Annotated in this window: 10 protein-coding genes and 3 pseudogenes; 7 read left to right on the top strand and 6 right to left on the bottom strand. The window is 57.8% G+C overall.

Annotated elements, in window-relative coordinates:
* Positions 1-181: 181 nt before the first annotated feature.
* Both ACNJX8_RS08840 and ACNJX8_RS08835 read right to left on the bottom strand, forming a co-directional pair.
* Positions 182-819, bottom strand: a pseudogene (locus tag ACNJX8_RS08840) (dethiobiotin synthase).
* Positions 820-1,360: 541 nt separating this feature from the next.
* Positions 1,361-3,673: pseudogene (locus tag ACNJX8_RS08835) on the bottom strand (DPP IV N-terminal domain-containing protein).
* Between the two features lie 1,531 nt (positions 3,674-5,204).
* On the opposite strand from ACNJX8_RS08835, the gene ACNJX8_RS08830 reads away from it, so the two are divergent.
* Positions 5,205-5,438 carry a hypothetical protein gene (locus ACNJX8_RS08830; RefSeq protein WP_439360289.1) on the top strand — a complete coding sequence of 78 codons (234 nt, stop codon included), beginning with the start codon at positions 5,205-5,207 and terminating at the stop codon, positions 5,436-5,438.
* A 684-nt stretch (positions 5,439-6,122) separates the two neighbouring features.
* Here the strand turns inward: ACNJX8_RS08830 and ACNJX8_RS08825 are convergent.
* A complete protein-coding gene (locus tag ACNJX8_RS08825) occupies positions 6,123-6,350 on the bottom strand; it encodes a hypothetical protein (protein ID WP_439360288.1) in 228 nt (75 codons plus the stop codon).
* Between the two features lie 1,241 nt (positions 6,351-7,591).
* On the opposite strand from ACNJX8_RS08825, the gene ACNJX8_RS08820 reads away from it, so the two are divergent.
* The 6 genes from ACNJX8_RS08820 to ACNJX8_RS08795 all read left to right on the top strand — a co-directional run bounded on the left by ACNJX8_RS08820 (position 7,592) and on the right by ACNJX8_RS08795 (position 12,448).
* Positions 7,592-8,011 (top strand): SET domain-containing protein, encoded by a 420-nt coding sequence (locus ACNJX8_RS08820; protein WP_439360287.1) that lies wholly within the window; start codon positions 7,592-7,594, stop codon positions 8,009-8,011.
* A gap of 918 nt (positions 8,012-8,929) precedes the next feature.
* Positions 8,930-9,481 carry a MarR family transcriptional regulator gene (locus tag ACNJX8_RS08815; protein ID WP_439360286.1) on the top strand — a complete coding sequence of 184 codons (552 nt, stop codon included), beginning with the start codon at positions 8,930-8,932 and terminating at the stop codon, positions 9,479-9,481.
* 683 nt (positions 9,482-10,164) lie between these two features.
* A complete protein-coding gene (locus ACNJX8_RS08810) occupies positions 10,165-10,656 on the top strand; it encodes a hypothetical protein (RefSeq protein ID WP_439360285.1) in 492 nt (163 codons plus the stop codon).
* A gap of 46 nt (positions 10,657-10,702) precedes the next feature.
* On the top strand, positions 10,703-10,933 hold the full coding sequence (locus ACNJX8_RS08805; RefSeq protein WP_439360284.1) for a hypothetical protein: 231 nt from the start codon (positions 10,703-10,705) through the stop codon (positions 10,931-10,933).
* A gap of 500 nt (positions 10,934-11,433) precedes the next feature.
* Complete coding sequence (locus ACNJX8_RS08800; RefSeq protein ID WP_439360283.1) at positions 11,434-11,880, top strand: IS66 family transposase; 447 nt, start codon at positions 11,434-11,436, stop codon at positions 11,878-11,880.
* A complete protein-coding gene (locus ACNJX8_RS08795; protein WP_439360282.1) occupies positions 11,798-12,448 on the top strand; it encodes an IS66 family transposase in 651 nt (216 codons plus the stop codon). Before ACNJX8_RS08800 ends, ACNJX8_RS08795 begins: the two co-directional genes overlap by 83 nt.
* Before the next feature lie 16 nt (positions 12,449-12,464).
* Here ACNJX8_RS08795 and ACNJX8_RS08790 read toward each other — a convergent pair whose 3' ends face one another.
* From ACNJX8_RS08790 to ACNJX8_RS08780, 3 genes and pseudogenes are all read right to left on the bottom strand, one after another.
* A complete protein-coding gene (locus ACNJX8_RS08790; RefSeq protein ID WP_439410316.1) occupies positions 12,465-13,496 on the bottom strand; it encodes a hypothetical protein in 1,032 nt (343 codons plus the stop codon).
* Positions 13,497-15,239: 1,743 nt separating this feature from the next.
* Positions 15,240-15,665: pseudogene (locus ACNJX8_RS08785) on the bottom strand (S9 family peptidase); the annotation flags it as partial.
* 900 nt (positions 15,666-16,565) lie between these two features.
* Positions 16,566-16,868, bottom strand: coding sequence for a hypothetical protein (locus ACNJX8_RS08780; protein ID WP_439360280.1), 303 nt, complete (start codon positions 16,866-16,868; stop codon positions 16,566-16,568).
* Positions 16,869-17,227 lie beyond the last annotated feature (359 nt).

The raw sequence follows: 17,227 nt of genomic DNA, 5'->3' as shown, positions 1-17,227 counted from the left end.
CAAAGATGACATGCGTCAATTCATCGAGGTCTGCCCTGGTTGACGTAATATGGCGGCATCACGATAGCCGCTAGGGATCGTCTTCAGATCGGACGCCGCGGTTCCGACTAAGGCACCCGGAGGTTGTAATCATGCCTTGAAGCGCGCGTTGCATGCGGATGCCAAATCAACGACTTCATCTTTAGTGTCGTGGGTTGAAATCATCGCGCCAGAAGGAGGCCTTGAACGCAGCTTGCAGAGTGTCTGCCGACAAAGGCGCAATCCAGGGCAGTCGCCCTAACCAACGCACCCGTCCAATCTCGCGAATTGCTCTCACAGTATCCGAATTCTTTTCTCCAACGAAAGCGACTCCAAGAATGTCGATCTGGCGCCTTCGCAGCGCCTCGATAGACCGCAGTGAACAATTGACCGAGCCCAGAGTTGTGCTCGCGCAGAGCACGACAGGAAGTTGCCATCTCTCCAAGAGGTCAATGTAAAGGGAGCCGCAATTCAGCGGCTCCATCAGTCCGCCGGTACCCTCGATCACGAGCGGCTGCTCTCCGGTGTCCGGCACGTCCAGCGAATCCGTTTTGATACGAACTTCGTCAATCTCCGCGGAGTGGAGCCAAGCTGCCGTTTGCAGTCGGTAACGCTCAGGCACGATGCGATGCGACGGAACATTGCCAAGCCGAGCGACGCGCTCTGTGTCCGTTTTCCTTCGAGGCCGGCTTGTATCGGTTTCCAAAACTTCGCACTGAGGAGATTGACGAGTCCTGCGCAGAACACCGTCTTTCCGATGCCGGCGCCTGTCGCGGTCACCACAATCCGCTGCTGGCTCATTGAGCTTGGCCTCTTGTCTCCCGCCGCAGTGTACGCACCTCATCCTCCACGATCTTCAGTGTCAGTTCACAGACGTGCGCCAATCGTAAGGCCCTCCTCGCGCTGGGAAGATCGGCAGTCTACGTTGGGCGTACGACCCAATCTTTCAGCGAGTCCAGCAAAAGGCTGCTCAGCGCGCTTTCGACCATTTTTCTCCCAACGCCAAGCAGCGGCCGCACAATCATGCAAGACGCCGATGGCGTTCGTTGCCGACGCCACTGGCCTGAAAGGCCTGCTGCGAAAGATTGAACCATAGAAGTTTCGCGCGCGGACCATCGCGCTTCCCTGAGTTGCGTGTCATGCGTTCTGACAGGTCAAGATTGTTTTTCGGCGCACTAATACTGTCAGGATCGGACGAAGGCGTTCACGCCCGGCACGATGTATCCTAATAGACGCAGAACTGTACGTTTCGTACCGCAACGGAAGCGCCCATGACCCATCCTCATCCGCGCTTCCGACGAACGCTGAATCGGCCAAATCGTCCGGCCGTAGAACGCGGACATCACTTGTGAGATTCGATGGAGCTAATTAGTTTTTGGCCATCACGTCCTCGCATCCAGCACCGGCTCAGCGACTCGATCGAAGCCGCGTTCCAGTTAGGCGGTGTCTGCCAAAGAATATTGCGAACGAAGAAGTCCACGAGCTTTAGTTCGCAGTAATTGCCTGGCACTCCGTGGTTCGCGTTCGGCACCACAAGCATGTCGAAGAATTTTCCTGCGTCGATAAGACGGTCGGCAAGCTGGAAGGTGGATGATGGATCGACGTTTTCATCCAGTTCGCCGACAATCAGCAACAGCTTACCTCGTAATCGGTGCGCGTTGTCGACGGCGGAGGATTGTGAATATTCGATGCCGACCGGCCAGCCCATCCACTGCTCATTCCACCAGATCTTGTCCATTCGGTTGTCATAGCAACCGCAATTGGCGACCCCAACCTTGTAGAACTCAGAATGGAAGAGGAGTGCGCTCACCGCATTCTGACCACCGGCGGACGCACCAAAAATGCCAAGGTTTGAAATATCGTACCACGGATAGTTTACGCTCGCCGCCTTGTGCCACAGGATTCGGTCGGGAAGCCCACCGTCCTTAAGATTCTTCCAGGCGACGTCGTGGAACGCTCGCGAACGGTTGTTCGTTCCCATTCCATCGATCTGTACAACGACGAATCCAAGTTACGCGAGCGGCTCGGCCGAGGCTGAGAATGACTTCGGAACGAAAGAACCGTGAGGGCCAGCATATATTCTCTCAACGACCGGATATCGCTTGGTTTGATCGAAATTAATGGGAAGGTGAATGACCCCCCAAATATCAGCCTCGCCATCTCTCCCCTTCGCATGAAAGCTGAGCGGCGGCGTCCAGCCAGCGGCCACGAGCTCCGAAATGTCGGCGCTTTCGACCTGCATGAGCTCCGAATTGTCAGTGGTTCGATATAAGACCAAGCTCGGCGGAAGATCGATTCGTGAACACAGGTCTACATAGTAGTGGCCATCTGGCGAGAACTCGATGTGATGATTTGCCGCTCGAGGCGTGAGCGCAGTCAGGCCCGTCCCGTCAAATTCGATTCGGTAGCCATGGATAAAGTAAGGATCTTCGCTTGCGTTCATTCCGCTCGCGCCAAACCAGATCTGGCGCGTCACCGGATCGACAAAATAGACCGTGCGGACCACCCACTTGCCTTTGGTGATCTGATTTTTAATCTCGCCGGTTCGGCCATCGAATAGGTAAAGATGCTCGTATCCGTCGCGCTCGGACGCCCAGATGATCTCCTTCCCGTCTGCGACGTTATACTGAAAGATTTTGCCAGTGCACTCTTGGTCCATGTTCAGCGGCTGATAGTCGACGAAGGTCTTGCTGCACTCATCGATCAGCGAGCGGACTTCTCCGGTGGCTGCTACCACTTCTAGGAGGCGATAGAGCTGATGACCTCGTTGATTATACTTAAAAGTGAAACCTCGACTGTCCTCCCACCACTCGATCGGCGAAAGTTCGTAAGGATTTCGGAATAGATTGTTGTCGAGTTGGATCTCGCGTCGGCTGCCGATCTCAAAGAGCACCGGATGTGATACTGTCAACAGGTCGCCAGGTTTAGGATACGTCATGGTCCGGCGCCTCGGATGAAGCTGGTCGGTCGGCGACGATTCGACGAAATGAATCTTACGCTCGTATCCGGGGCGGAACCGGTATCCCGCAAGATAGCGCGAGTTCGGAGACCAACTCAGCGTGGACAACCCGTAGTTGTTGCTCTCGGATCCGTCCCAGGTCAAGGGCATGTCCTGCGAGCCATCCTTGCTGCACAGGAATAGATTGTGCCTATTGATATAGGCCAGCCATTTACCATCAGGAGATGCGCTTTTTTCCTTCGGATCATTTTCTACCGGAAGGCTGCCATAGGGGTTCTCCTCATGGACTTTGGAGGAAGCGTTCTGGGTCAGACAAGCGTAGCTCACAAGATCGCAGCTCCACCTGGTGCTATCGATCTGGAAGATGATCTCGCGACCATCGCTAGCCAGGTCAAAGCGACGGAACGGCAGATTGTCAGCGTCGCAATGCCTCTGCGTTGCTCGGGTCAGGGCGGCAGCCAGCTTATCATGATCAAAGGCCAGCTGTTTTGCGCCCGTGACAGCGTTCCCGAGGATGAATTGGCGCCGGCCCCTTACCCTTCGGCAATAAGCAAAGGCCTCACCATCCGACATCCAGAACGGCACGTCCGCGACATTGACCGTGAGCTGAGCATAGTAGTCGTTGATCGAGAGCGCTCGTTCGTAATCCGCTACCTGCAGGATCTCGTGTCCCAGTGTATCTTTCCGGCGGTCCACCGCTTCCTCCTCATCTGAGCTAACGGAGCGATCGTTAAGGTGCCCCGTATACGGAAGCAGCAATAAGGCTCGCTGGTAGGGTGCGGCCAAGTCGTGGGCCGAAAGATCTCCAGTACCCTTTCGGTTCACCCCCCTTGAGCTCCGTCCAAGTCCTTCCTGCAGAAATGATGCCATCGAAGCTGCAGGCGTTATGTGCCCCCTTGTCGGCTAGACAAGAAGAGTAACGCGAACACGAATGTGCAAAATCAAACACGGACTCGAGTTGGCAGTAGCGGCAGGTCGAGCGAACAACGTTAGGCAGCGGTCATCTCCCGAAGCCGTGACTCTCGAGAAATATGAACCTGCTTCGGACGCGAGTGCGAGAGCATACAAGCACAGCGACCTTGCACAGTTGCGCCACAGCACGCGGTTTCAAGTGGCAGGTAGTTGCCAGAACCTCCGAGCCGGCGCGGATGTCGGCTGCGGTCTCGTGGACATTTGTTCGAAGGACATCCAACGTGTGTTTGATGCAATCTTGGCTGAATTGCTTCAATCCTGTCGTGGGCGCTACTCTTGCCGCGGGCGACGCTTAGTGAGCTGCGATTTCCACCAGAATGCTATGGACCGGCCCAGGAACAATATCTCCTTGAGAAACTGAACCCGAGCGCCTTTGCCCGTAAGCTCGTTAACGAGGTGACGATTGGTTAGGTTAAGCGAACCGCTCCAAGTTGAACGAGAGCGGCCAAGGCGTGTTCCTAGGGCAAGGCGAGTGCGGCCCCCGAATGAAAAACCTTGTTTGTTGGTCGCACTGAAGTGACGGGGCCTATAGAAGCGGAGATGTCGCTGAAATTCTCTGGAACGATACATCGACTTCATCGTCCACCCCACCTTCGAGGTCATCCAGGTTCGGTGCAGGACGCGTAACTGGCTTGCCTTGCAGTCCACCGCGCTGTTGAAACGCCAGCTATGCTGCTAAGCCACGCAATCTTGTGGAGAAATGGCGGAGCCATCATTAGAATTTCTGCTCGTTGAGGAGGTCGCGGTCCATTTCAAGCCTAGGAAGAGCAACTCTCAAAGCAGGCCGAAGGGAAGCTGCCGGCAGACGCCTTAACCCTAGCACACCCCCTCCTCGCGCGAACTGGCGCACCGCTGAGTGCCGTCTAGCCGCGCGCGACATCGCGCGCGACCACAAGCTGATTTAGCAGAAATACGACGGATCCTGCCTTCAAACGCCGCGGAACGTCTTGGTTGCAATGTTAATATCCCTCGCCGATCGGCTCGGGGGAACAAGCATGGCTCAGGCATTTCGCAGTACCGTCATGGCACTCACTTTTGTCGTCGTCGCCGGCAGTAACATAATTTGGAGTTTGCTGGATGACTACGTCGCGTGCGGCCTAGCGCTAGCCGCTTCAGTCGCCGCCGGCTTTTGCGTCGAGCGCGCCTTCATCAAACGGTCCCATCGCGAAATGATCCGTCAACACGGCGCAGACTGGCAGGCTGGTACCGAGCGCATAGAGTCTGGCGGACCCACTAGGACGGCGAAGGCGGAGAAATGAAACTGCATCGGAATATCCTCGAGAGCAGCACGAAGCGGGAGGCGCCTAAGCTGGAGGTCCTCGACCGCCAAACCCCGTTGCGACCGTTGCGAGCCCATGCATCGGCGATCGAGGCATTGCGCGCCTGGTACGCTATGCAGTCAACCGTCAATACCGTCGCGCTCTATGACGCCGCGGCAGCGCTGTTCGGCTCGGATTTCGACCGGGCCGAGTACCATGAGGTCGAGTGAATATATCTGATCTCGAAGCGCTTGCAGTTGGCAAGCGCGATGCCGAAGTCCAGATTATCTTACGCCGACAGAACGGGTGAAAACCTCTAACTCGATTCCTTCCGTTACGTCCCGAGGCGGCCACCATAAGTCTCTGCCTCACAAGGATATTAGACACGCACCCCAAGAGGCAGGCGGTCGGCCTGAAATTATTTTCTGGCGCCCCTAAGGGGACGCCGCTCGATCGAGACATGACTCTGTCCGCTCGACAATCGGCGTTTCGATAAAGACTCACGACATCGTAGAGATTGCGCGGGGCGCGTTCGCTCGGCCAAAGCCCTGAACTTTTCTGCGAAGCCCTCAACGTAGTCGTAGGCCAGTACCTCGATGCCGTCTTCAGGCTTGTCGGAATAAGGATGAAAGATGTGGCAGGACGATGCGTTCGTCAGCCGTCAGATCAAGTTTAATTCGCGGAAGAGGGCGAGTCGGTGAAACGGTCCCCTTGTAGCTGATCTTGGCTGCGCTAGATGCCGGCGAGCAATCAGCCGAGAACATAGTCCTTTTCGACAACATGCGGACCGAGCGAGGTCTGCCCTGCGATGGCAAGAATTTCGCGATTGTCGATCAATCTCGGCCTCCGCGAACCTAGGTCGACGGCACAAAGAGCTGCCATCTTGAGACGAGGCACGAACAATCCAGCGTGGATCAAGCTTCGCATTTCCTGCCGTGAGCCGCGTGTGCCACAGTTCGGCAATTGATGCGCCATCCGAATGTCGCCGCTCCGCAAGAAAGCCGCTTGAACACGGCGCCGCTGCCGAGCCGCTCACCATATTCAATGACCGTTTGATCATTGCGATCGGTCCGCTTGAGATAGATACTCAGGCAATCCGATACCTGCTGAATGCCGCCGCCCAGCGCGGGATTGTCGAGCATGTCGATGATGGTCCGGTGAATGTCAGAGACGGGGACCATGGCGCCAGACCGGTTTGGTGCCGAAAATCTTTTCAGCGCCAAGATGCTTGAGCGTGAATTCAACTCCTTGTCGCGTCAGATGCTTCTGGCGAAGGGCCCGACCGGTAATCACCACTACGTCCTTAAATTTGTTCGGTGAGATACCAATGCTCGGCTCCGGTGCGGCCCCCAACATAGGCTGGCGCGAACAGCGCCGGTACCAGCACCCGGGCATCATCGAGGACGTGGTCGGTGCCGAGCCTCGATCGACAGTCAGCCAGGGCTGAGACGACGTCGCCCGCGGGCCGCGAGATTTACGCTGCATCATTCGCCGTTCCTGAGGGCTCTTCGCACGGCACACAGCCCGCCCCAATACGATGGTCTCGAAGCTCGGCCGCTGGGGCCTCTTGCCGGACGCAGCGCAGCCGATAAAGCAATACGACATTCGCGGCGAGCGTTACACGGGCCTCTTGGGGCCGGGAGGCCCAATGACGTTCGGCTCATCCATCATTCACAGATGTAGACACCAGGGACGGTACGTGAGGGGCCAGTCCAGATAGCTCAGCTAGCGGACCTGTTGATGGACGATAGCTTGCTTCAGCGATTCTTGCGAGCTTAGTGACATTCTGGGCGGTGCGGATGAGCGCTGTCGGCCCCGATGAACTTGCGGGCGCCATCGCTTAGCGGCTCCTTGTTGAGCCGAACAGCCATGGCGCCTTTTTGTTTGTAAGGAGCGTGATCACGTTGACGGGCTGGTTGCGGCGAGGTGATAGTGCAGAGAAATCGGAGGTGACTGCCGCCCCTCACGGGCCCGCTCGTCGCTATAATGTCTGCCCATGTCTTCACTTTCTTCCTGGCAAGGCACAGGAACGAATGGGCATTGACGCATTCGGCCCCTGCTCTTGAAGGCCTTGTCGGCGGCTTGCAGGGTCGCGAGAAAGTCCAGCGTGCCGCGAGTCCACAGGTCGCGATCGCGCGACACGAACTCGCCACCTTGATGGGCGCGGATCTTTGCTCGGAATCCCACCGACCTGTACCCTTTCCAGCATCACCACGATGGCGGTGCCGCGCAAGGCGATCCGGAGCGTGCAGCCGAAACGAATGCCGAGGAACTCCAAATTGTGCTGAAGGCGCGGATAGACGCCCCTACCAATTCGTGCAGGGGATTTCGCAGCTCACGTCAGTTAGCTTGCTGGGCTTAGTGACTTTGGGAGATTTCTTCGATGTTAATTATTGAGACTATTTTGAAGCCAGACCAGTTTGGCGGTATTGGACTTTTCTCCGCGACTCGTTTGCCTAAAGGCGCGTTAGTTTGGATTCACAACCCGATCGTTGACATTGCGGTGACGCGCGAACAATACGAAACTCTAGCTCCAACATTTCAAGCTCTACTTGATAAACATGCCTATCCGAGAGACCACAAGGTTAATGACGGTATCGTAGAGTATAATGCTGACAACGCTCGCTTCATGAATCACAGCAGTCATCCAAACACATATCAAGACGATCATCGCAGAATTTTCACGGCCCGTGACGTACAACCCGGTGAAGAACTGACTTGCGATTACTTGTCTTTCGATCCAGGGTGTGACTTATCGTGGAATAGGGAGCTATTGCCGAACGTTGGTGCCGCAGCGGCCTAGCGGCAATAGATTAGAGACGCAGTCTGGCGACTTCGATTTCGTCGGCGAATTAGAGGAGGAGATTGGGCCGTCCCTGGGACAACCTATGAGGCACGCAGCTAGATCAAGGCCTCTCGATCGGCAGCGTCACGACCGCCGCAGTCGGAGCCATTTGCGACAGAGGACCGTTCGAAAACGCCTTGCGCCGCCCTCTTTGAAGACATCAGGAGCTGGCCAGCCGGTTTAAAGAAGCCCGATTGCCTAAGCAGTTGCTGAGCTCGTCAAGCTACCTAGGACGTTAGATCGTGCACTCGCTCTCGCACTTCTTTTTTGCGTCTGCGACGTGCAGGCTCCGCTTCGTGGAGCGCTGGGTGTCCAGGGCCGGTCAGTTTCGATCCCTAACGGCCCAACGTTCTAATCGAACAGTCAGGAATATCAGGCTTCTGGCAAGATTCGACGAACCTTTCGGGTTCGCGTCCGACATCGGGACCGTCCGTGCACCAGCCTTGCTCTCCGGCTCCTGCTTTCGAAGCCTGGAGCCGGCTCCGACAGGTTGATCCTGCGGCGTACGCGTTGTTCTAGTGATTCAGTGAGCAACTCTCGATAACCTAGAAATTCTCGCCGTCCAAGCGCGCGGCGCGGCAGTGCCTCTTTTGGAGCGGACTCAGGGCCTCCCACGCTGTAACTGCCTCAAAAGCAGTTCATGACGCCGGAATTCTGCATGTAAAACTTAGTTTTTGAGTAATTTCACCGGGGCGAGTGTGTGAAGGTGCTTTGCACCTAGGCAGCTTCGCCATCGGGGGACCTGCAAAGAAGGCTGGCACGGAAGGGAGTTTGGTGGGATTTGATTCGACGCTTCGAGGTAAGCGCATATGTAGTCCCCGCCAACTGAGCTCTGCTCGCCCGGAATAGTTTGAGGATGGAGCTTCCTGAAATCTGATGCCGTCCAAGCTGCCAGGATCGAAAAGACGGCTCGGGAAGAGCCTTACCGTAAGTCAGGATGTGCTCAGGCGATTCACGTGGGAGATCAGAGCCATTAATGTGTGTTTGGACGACCTTCGCTATTTCCAGGCGCATGCGCTGGGCATTGCTGCACCACAAATGATGATATTGATGGCATTGCTCGACTTGGAACAGGGCGACGGTGTTCCGGTCAACGTGGTTGCAAAGTTGATGAAGGTTGAGTCGGCCTTCATTACGAAGCATTCGAAACAGCTTGAGGATAAGCGATTTGTGCGACGCGAGCGCTGCGCGAACGATGCACGAATCGTTCACCTGTCGCTAACCGACAGCGCTCGCGGAGCACTTGCGGGCATCGCGGCTCAGCAGGAAGAACTCGATGAGTTTGTTTCTGGTTATCTCGATATTGCGGACTTTGCAAAGCTGGCTAGTTGCCTTAGCGGAGTCAGGCAACGACTGGAAAAGGCGCGCCTGCACGCCGCGTTAAAGATGCAAGAACCTTCAAGAGAGCAGCAGCTGCGGGACGCCTAACTGGTCAACAACTTGAGACCACGAGCCTACTCGCCGCGACACTCACAGCGAGCGCACCCAAATTCTGGATCGGGAGCTTTGGGGTTACTCTGCTGCTCTGCAACAGCTCGAGCCGGAGCCGAATGATCAAATTCCTCCAAGATATGGCGTGCGCATGCTCAAGGAGTCCTGCGTCCTCAGAGGCTCCAACGCAGCGATTTGCCTCGACTCTAGCAATCGTTTCTGCGCCTTGCTCCGCGCGCCGATGATAAGCGATAACTCTGCTGCATTTGGCCAATGCTTTGTTTGGAGGCGGGGTGTTCTAGGAGGGCGCCCCAGAGCGCTATCTGGCTATTCTCGACAGCTCGTCGCGTCATTCTCGGTCGCGCCGCTCGGACTAATAAGTATGATTTCGCCGTCGAGTGTGAGGACAACTGACCGAGATGTCTTCATTTTGGGGGTGGCAACACCGTAGACCGTTGCTTGATACTTCTCTTCTGTTAAGAACGCATTGTTTTGCAGCCGACCGCGACGTGCGATCGAATTGCGGCAGTACCGTCGTCGATGTCTTACAGCAGAGAAGCAGGGATTCCTAGACAACTGGGCCTCTGCGGACAGTCGGGCGTATTGAGAGCCATGGCACTACGTTAACAAGCGCGCCGGATCGGGCGCATTCTGTTTTTGCGTTTTCATAGCAATTTCACATGACCCCTATTGAAGCAATCAAACGTTGGTACGTGTCCCTGGACGACGAACTTCAAACAGACATCGCGTATATGTTCGTATCTCTCACGCTGGGGGACTGCCAATTTTCGCCTGCTGCAGCGGTACGAAGACTGCTGCAATGGTTCGACCTGCGCAGCGCGGGCTCGGAACATGAGGACGCGTTAGCGGCGGTCGTGTTTCGCGCCTCGTTCGAATACATGTTTGCCGACCGCTTCACGTGCGCCGGCTGGACCTTTCCCGAACAATTGTTCAAAGACGTGATCCGCGAGGCTGCTGAAGGGAAAGAGGCAAGCAAGATCGCAACGACGGCATTTCGATTGCTCCGGAACATTCCCGACCGAAAAACGAAATGGAGAGAGGCTGGTGAGAATTGGAATGCCTTGGTCAACTCGGTACTCAACGACGATGCGCTGAAGCAATGGACCCACAAGCAATTCCTGGCGAGTGACTTTGGGCCGACGCAAGACTGAAAATACCCGGAAATATTGGAAGAGTACCAATTCAGAATGAAATTTCGTGAGACCAGCCAGCGCGACGATTTCGCTGTATTTCGCTGTCGCGGCGGTGCTCCGCTATGGCTCCCTCCTCACCGCAATCGGGACGATCAGCTGGGTGCAGCCGGCTCAGATTGGTTTTCGTGTGGCACGCTTCTCCTCCGAACGGCCCGTCGCTGAGACAATCAATGAAGAGCATGGAACCTTTGCCGCCTCTCTCAGGACGATCGAATATCTTGTTGGAGACGTATAGGCTTTAAGACGAGAGCTGCGGGTCTTTGCCGATGGTGTCTAAACGATGGGCGCGCTCTCGAGAAGCCCATTTTGGGCTGACGCATGAATACAGATTAGCCCTTCCAGCGATTTCACCTAAGGGCCTCCTAGGCCGCTCCCTGCTCTTCTACATTCTTGTGCGCGTATTTGTCCTGGAAATGTATTCTCGCGCAGCTCTAGAGCGTCGTCCGGCTATTTGCCGCCGATTCTATACCGCACGCTTGATCGCGCAAGCTGAACGAAGACTGACACCTACTCTGTTGCAGAGGACCGCCTGCTCACGCAAGCCAGTCGCGGCGGGCTGAATCAAGCCAAAACCAGTTCAGCTTACATAGCCTTTGTTTGTGCAAAGCGGGGCCGCACGTGTGCCGCGCCACGCGCGGCGCGTCACACGTAACAACGTCACCGACGGCTCGCCGTGGAGTGATCCACGAGGCGCCGCGCGCGCGAAGCGGGAGAACCCACCAGTCGGAGATCTATATGTCCTCGCGTGCAAGCCGAAGCCACAACGGCTTCGAGCCGCTGTTCGACCCGCAGAAGAAGGTGCTGCGGATCACGCGGCCGTTTTGCTTTGCCCATGCGCGGCGGGGCTTCTTCGAGCTGGCTGAAACCGAGAAAAATGCCGGGGAAGGTAAGAAGGGCAAACCGATCTCTCCGATCGCGGTGGAGGCGGTCAGATACCTCGATGCGTTGTTCGAGATCGAGCGCACCATCAACGGCCGGGACGCCGACGAGCGGCGCGCCGTGCGCCAGGGAAAAGAGCAAGCCGCTTCTCGAGGACATGCACACCTGGTTGTTGCGCGAGCGCGAAACCCTCTCGCGCTCCTCCGAGGTCCTGAAGCCTATGAATTACATGCTCAGGCGCTGGGACGACTTCGCCCGCTTCCTCGACGATGGCAAGATCTGCTTGACCAACAATTGCGCTGAGCGCGCATTGAGAGGCATTGCCTTGGGAAGGCGCAACTGGACCTTCGCTCGTAGCCAGCGTCGCGCCGGCCGTGCTGCCATCATGCTGACGATGATCACGACCTGTCGCCTCAACGACGTTGATCCCAAGGCCTGGCTCGCCGAGGTCCTGGCCCGGATCGCCGATCTTCCGCGTCGCGCCTGCACGAACTGCTGCCCTGGGAATGGAAGCTCCTGCGCCCTAAGCCCGCCGGTCAGCAGGCCGCCTGACCTTCACCCAACCGATCATAGAGCTCGCTGTGCCAGCGCGCATGCGTCAATCAGGCGGTCTTCGTCGTATGCGTACTCAGCTCCTCACGTGAGACACTATGATGCTCTGCGAACACACCGATCGCGGATCTTCGATCGGCGAGAACAGCATTTCACTCGGTCGCGCCCTATTCAGTTGAAGCCGACACCAGCGCCTAGTCGGTCCTGCAGTGCCTGCCGACTGATGACAAGATTGTTGAGGTTCAGGTCCAGCCGTCTTGCTGCCAATCGCCTGACCAGTTCCCGGGTGCCGTCCAGGACAAAGACGCCGCAGTCATAACTGTTCTGCTGCTGTCTTATCGGGGCCTGTTGCAGGCTAGCGTCGAGCCGTCCTGCGAGTTCCGCTGCGGGCCTGTCATTGTATCCCTGGGTGGAGTCATAGTGATAGGCGACCGGCCGCCACGATCGCGGCGATCAACCAGCAGCAGCGACCAGTGACTGCCGCGCTGATGTCTATCCGTATCGCTGGCATCGCTTACCGGCAGAAACAGGAAGTCGGCTGTATCATGGCGAACCCACCCTAATGCTCGTTCGGCGACCTCCTTCGAGGGAGATCGCAACATTTGGGCTATCAGGGGATCCACGAACCGCGTCCCGGCGGCGAGATCCGGATTGTTCTGCTGCAACTCCTGCGCCAGGAGCTCATAGTCCCACTGGATATGCTCGTCACCCAGCCACTGCGTGGGCCCCAGCACGGGTCCGCCGCGGTGGCCGGAAGAGGCAACGGTAGCCGAGGGGCCGATCTGAGCACCCGGGACACGGGACGGGCGAGGATGATGGATGAATTGCACATCGCGGCGTCCTCGCGGCCCCAATGTGATCGAGTGGGTCTCACCGTTGATGGAGACCTGGGTTGGGCCGCTGAACTGGGTCGGCAGGACCCCGATATTATCCAGGACATCGAGTAAGAAATCCGGCACCGGCTGGGAGCCATCCTGCCAATCCTCGTCGACTCGGTATCCGATGTCCTCAAGCTCCTGACGTACGCCCGATCGCCCGACGAAGAACGCGGGTTTACCGGCAGGGCTGAGCACCGGCGCTGACTGAGCATCGTCTCGCATCTGCTGCGGTGTGTATGGCAGATCAACGAAAGAGTCGAGACCGCGGTAGATGTCTGACGACTGAGCTGGCGCGTCGGATGGTTCGTTGAAGAGCGGCGGTCTGGCGGCAGCCCCGCCCACCGGCGCTGACTGAGCATCATCTCGCATCTGCTGCGGTGTGTACGGCAGATCAACGAAAGAGTTGAGACCGCGGTAGATGTCTGACGACTGAGCTGGCGCGTCGGATGGTTCGGTGAAGAGCAGCGGCCTGGCGGCAGCCCCATCCACCGGCGCTGACTGAGCATCGTCTCGCATCTGCTGCGGTGTGTACGGCAGATCAACGAAAGAGTTGAGACCGCGGTAGATGTCTGACGACTAGCTGGCACGTCTGATGGTTCGGTGAAGACTGGCGGACTGGCGGCAGCCCCACCCATCGCCGCTGACTGAGCATCGTCTCGCATCTGCTGCGGTGTGTACGGCAGATCAACGAAAGAGTTGAGACCGCGGTAGATGTCTGACGACTGAGCTGGCGCGTCCGACGGTCCGGTGAAGAGCGGCGGTTTGGCGGCAGCCCCACCCATCGCCGCTGACTGAGCATCGTCTCACATCTGCTGCGGCGTGTACGGCAGATCAACGAAAGACTGAAGACCGCGGAAAATGTCCGGCGACTGAGCTGGCGCGTCCGATGGTCCGTCGAAGAGCGGCGGTCTGGCGGCAGCCCTACCCACCGGCACTGACTGAGCATCGTCTCTCACTTCCTGCGAGGTGTGCGGCAGATCAACGAAGGAGTCGAGACCTCGGTAGATCGCCGACGACCCATCCGGCACCGCCTCCGGCGTCGGCCACTGAAAATCGTACGGCAGGTGTTGAGTTCGACTCGCCACGCCGCGGCTCCCCACCCGCCTGTTCAGGGGAGACGCCCAGCGCAGCGTTCGCCTCGACGAGCAATAAGTAGTTCCGAAGCCGATCGAAGCCCATGTCCGCGTTTCGATGGGATTTTTCAAAGTCCGTGTGATCGTCGTTCAGCGACTTTTGCTGCTCACTGGTGCCGGTGAGTCGGCTCCTATGCTCCCCCGCCCCTCCCTTTGGAGCCAAGCACCCAATCTTCGTTGGTTGCGGGCCAGATCTTGAACAACTTTTTTCCGGCTCTTCTGCTCGGGTTTGAGCATGCTCAGCTCTGCCTGTTCCAGGCCATCAATGATGCGGGCGTCATCGGGATAAAGATGCAATGTGGGCGACGGGACAGCATGACCGCTGGGCTTCCGAGATGCACGCGCACCCGAAACGTTCTCGGCATCGCGAACCTTGCTTGAACCTTGCTTAATGCGAACAATAGAAGCTCGTCGTTCGGGAACAACTTCTGAGCGAATTCAATGCGCGCAGCGTGGTCTAACCGGGATATCGAGTAGCCCGCAAGATTAAGCGCGTTAGAAAATCTGCGAAGACTTCTCTGAGAGGGGCGCGTCTTCCGCTGAAGGGACCGCGATCGGTCGGAGCGAGATGTAAAACAGTGCGGGCGCGGCTCGGTGCTAACCGACCCGGGGGCTGAAACCAGGCCAACTAGTTCCTACCACATCCGCACTGCCGTTGAGACTAGCGGAAAGGTGACTCGGCGCTGATCGATCTGGAGCAATAGCGCTGTCCCTGCCACTTCCCGTTAACCCCAAAGGGCTCTGTATCTGTGATAGCTTACCGCAAGCTGACAGGCCTTTGCGCAGTCGGTCAATGGTACGTGGGGGCTATCAATGCCCGCTCAATCTGCCACGGAAATTCCTGCAACCACAGTTCTGTGCGTCAAGTTCAGCAAATTGATCATGGGGTCCGGTGAGCCATCCCCTCGGAGCCGCCGTCGCTCGCCTCACCCGGAAGCGCAGCGGGCGAGCGACGGCGGCGGAGAGGGGTGGCCCATCCCCTTGGTGGGCCTGAGCATCGTCAGGCCGCCTGGCGTAGCGCGTCCTTCTTGTGCTCCTTCAGGAGATCCATGTTCAAGTAGCGATGGTCCTCGAGGTCGCGCAGCACGAATGGTCTGGCCGCGACATCGGTCGGCTCGCCACGGAAGACCTCGTGCGCTTCCGCGAGCGACTGAGCGCGCTTGAGCTCCTTCACATCGAAAGGGTAACCGGCTCTCGTCATGGTCCCTTCGCCCCAATCTCGTGTAATCAGGACCGTGTCCCTATTTACCCAACTGACCTCCTGTTTTCCCTCGGGAAGTGCGAAGCCGTTCGTGACGAAGGTTTTGGCGACTGCGTCGAACTCCCGGACGAACACAGCGTCCTTTCCGCCCTCGGACAGCTTGAGCAAGCATAGGCGCTCTTCGGGCGGAAGGCAGCTCACCCCTTTAAGAACCCAGTTCTTCTTGTCCGCGTCAGCGAGAGCATCCACGTCGAGGATGGTCTCCCATCGAGGGCTCTGGGTGCGATAGCTTTCAAGCGTCGTACGCCGCAAGACGCCGCGCACCTGGTTCTCGTCCTGCCAGAAACTATCGAGACCGCGCCGTCCCAATGAGACGTACGGAATCCGGTCCTTGGCCTAAAGAACGTAGAGCGCTTCCCCGTAGAAGCGCTGGTAACGCGGGTCAGATTGGAGCGCACTGAGTCTTGTCGTTCTCGGTGTGAGCCCAAGCCAATGCGCCCGGCCCTTCAATTTCCTCAAGCCAAAGAAAAGGATCCTCAGCCCCGCTCGCAGGCGCTAGGGCCTGGGACGGTCCCGCGGCCATCAAACAGCTCATGGATAGCGACGCTGCGAGAAAAAGCGAATTTTTCATGGGAGTTGTCCTGAAGTCAGCCAGCCGGACTTGGGCGTCTTGCTAGGTGAGTTGAAGCATTCGGAAGATGCATTCTGGGCTTCAAAGAGCGGCCATGCGGGAACTGCGTCCGCTGGCTTTCGCTAGTGCAAGCAGCGTGGCGCTTGAAAATTGGAGGTTCTCCAGTCGTTTCCAGCCCATGTAAGTGTCGACTTTTGGACGTCCGTCTCAAACCTGACAATCGGTTCTTAGTAAGGGCGGCATATTGCAGCGGCCGCCTTGCTCATCGTCTCAGTACGTAAATCCTCGACGATCGCTTGCGCCACCGTTCCGCCACTCACAACTCGGCTATGGGCAGCATCATCCGTCGACAGTTTCGACTTTAGGTGTGAAGTGCGAGCGCAAGTCCGATCTTCGCGGCCTGCTGATCGCGTTGGCCGGCACCATCAGTGCCCCGCGCAGGCCGCCGGTACTCGATGTGATTTGCGGCCTGTTGGCTGGGAGAGACTTGAGGCGATTGGCGTTGAGCGACGCCTTTGTCCGCCAGCCAAACGCGTAACCTGCGGCAGGTTCGGCGGCCGAGCCCGTGTGGAAGGCAATCGACGCCACGATTCCTAAATTCCGCAGCGGGATCTCTCCTGAGCAACCGTGACCGCGGCGAGCCCCAACACCACGTCGCCGGTGAATCCGAAATGGAGACGATAGAGCCACCAGATTGCGCAGCACCGGTCGAGATCGCACATGGCGAGCGCGCGCCTTATTGCTACGACCATCCGCGCCATCGGCTTCATTCCTCGTATCATTTGGAAACCTCGACGTCTCGGGGCCAGCGTTCTCCATTTCGTGTTTTGATCGGCGATGGTTCGCTGTGCGCGTGCAGCCGCAATGGACCGGCAACTAAGATTGATGTTCGTCATGCGCTCTTTTCCGCGTTTCGAAGCTGGCTGCACAAGCCTATGTGCATGCGATTTACCGCGAGCCTACGGTGGAGGTGCTGCTTGCAAAACGCCCAGATCTGGTAGGGCCGATTGACAGGACTCCCAGCCGACATGGAGCGCTGGTTTGGTGGCCAAGTCCCGTCTGAGCGCGCTGGCAAGTCTCCGCCTCGCTGAACAGCACCTCGGGCAGTTCGGCCCGCCGCAGCACACCATCGTGCAGCGCTTGTTGGGATCGATCAGACGCAAAGCAGCCGAGCCGATCATCCCGCGTACGGCTAAGGTGCGGCCGTGCCGGTGATCCCGGGACTGCGGCTGCCACTGCGTGTAATGGGCACTTC

The organism is Bradyrhizobium sp. SPXBL-04 (assembly GCF_051853035.1).
Taxonomy (GTDB): Bacteria; Pseudomonadota; Alphaproteobacteria; order Rhizobiales; family Xanthobacteraceae; genus Bradyrhizobium; species Bradyrhizobium zhanjiangense.
Note: the sequence above shows the minus strand (reverse complement) of the source record. Positions and strands in the feature narration are given on the sequence as shown.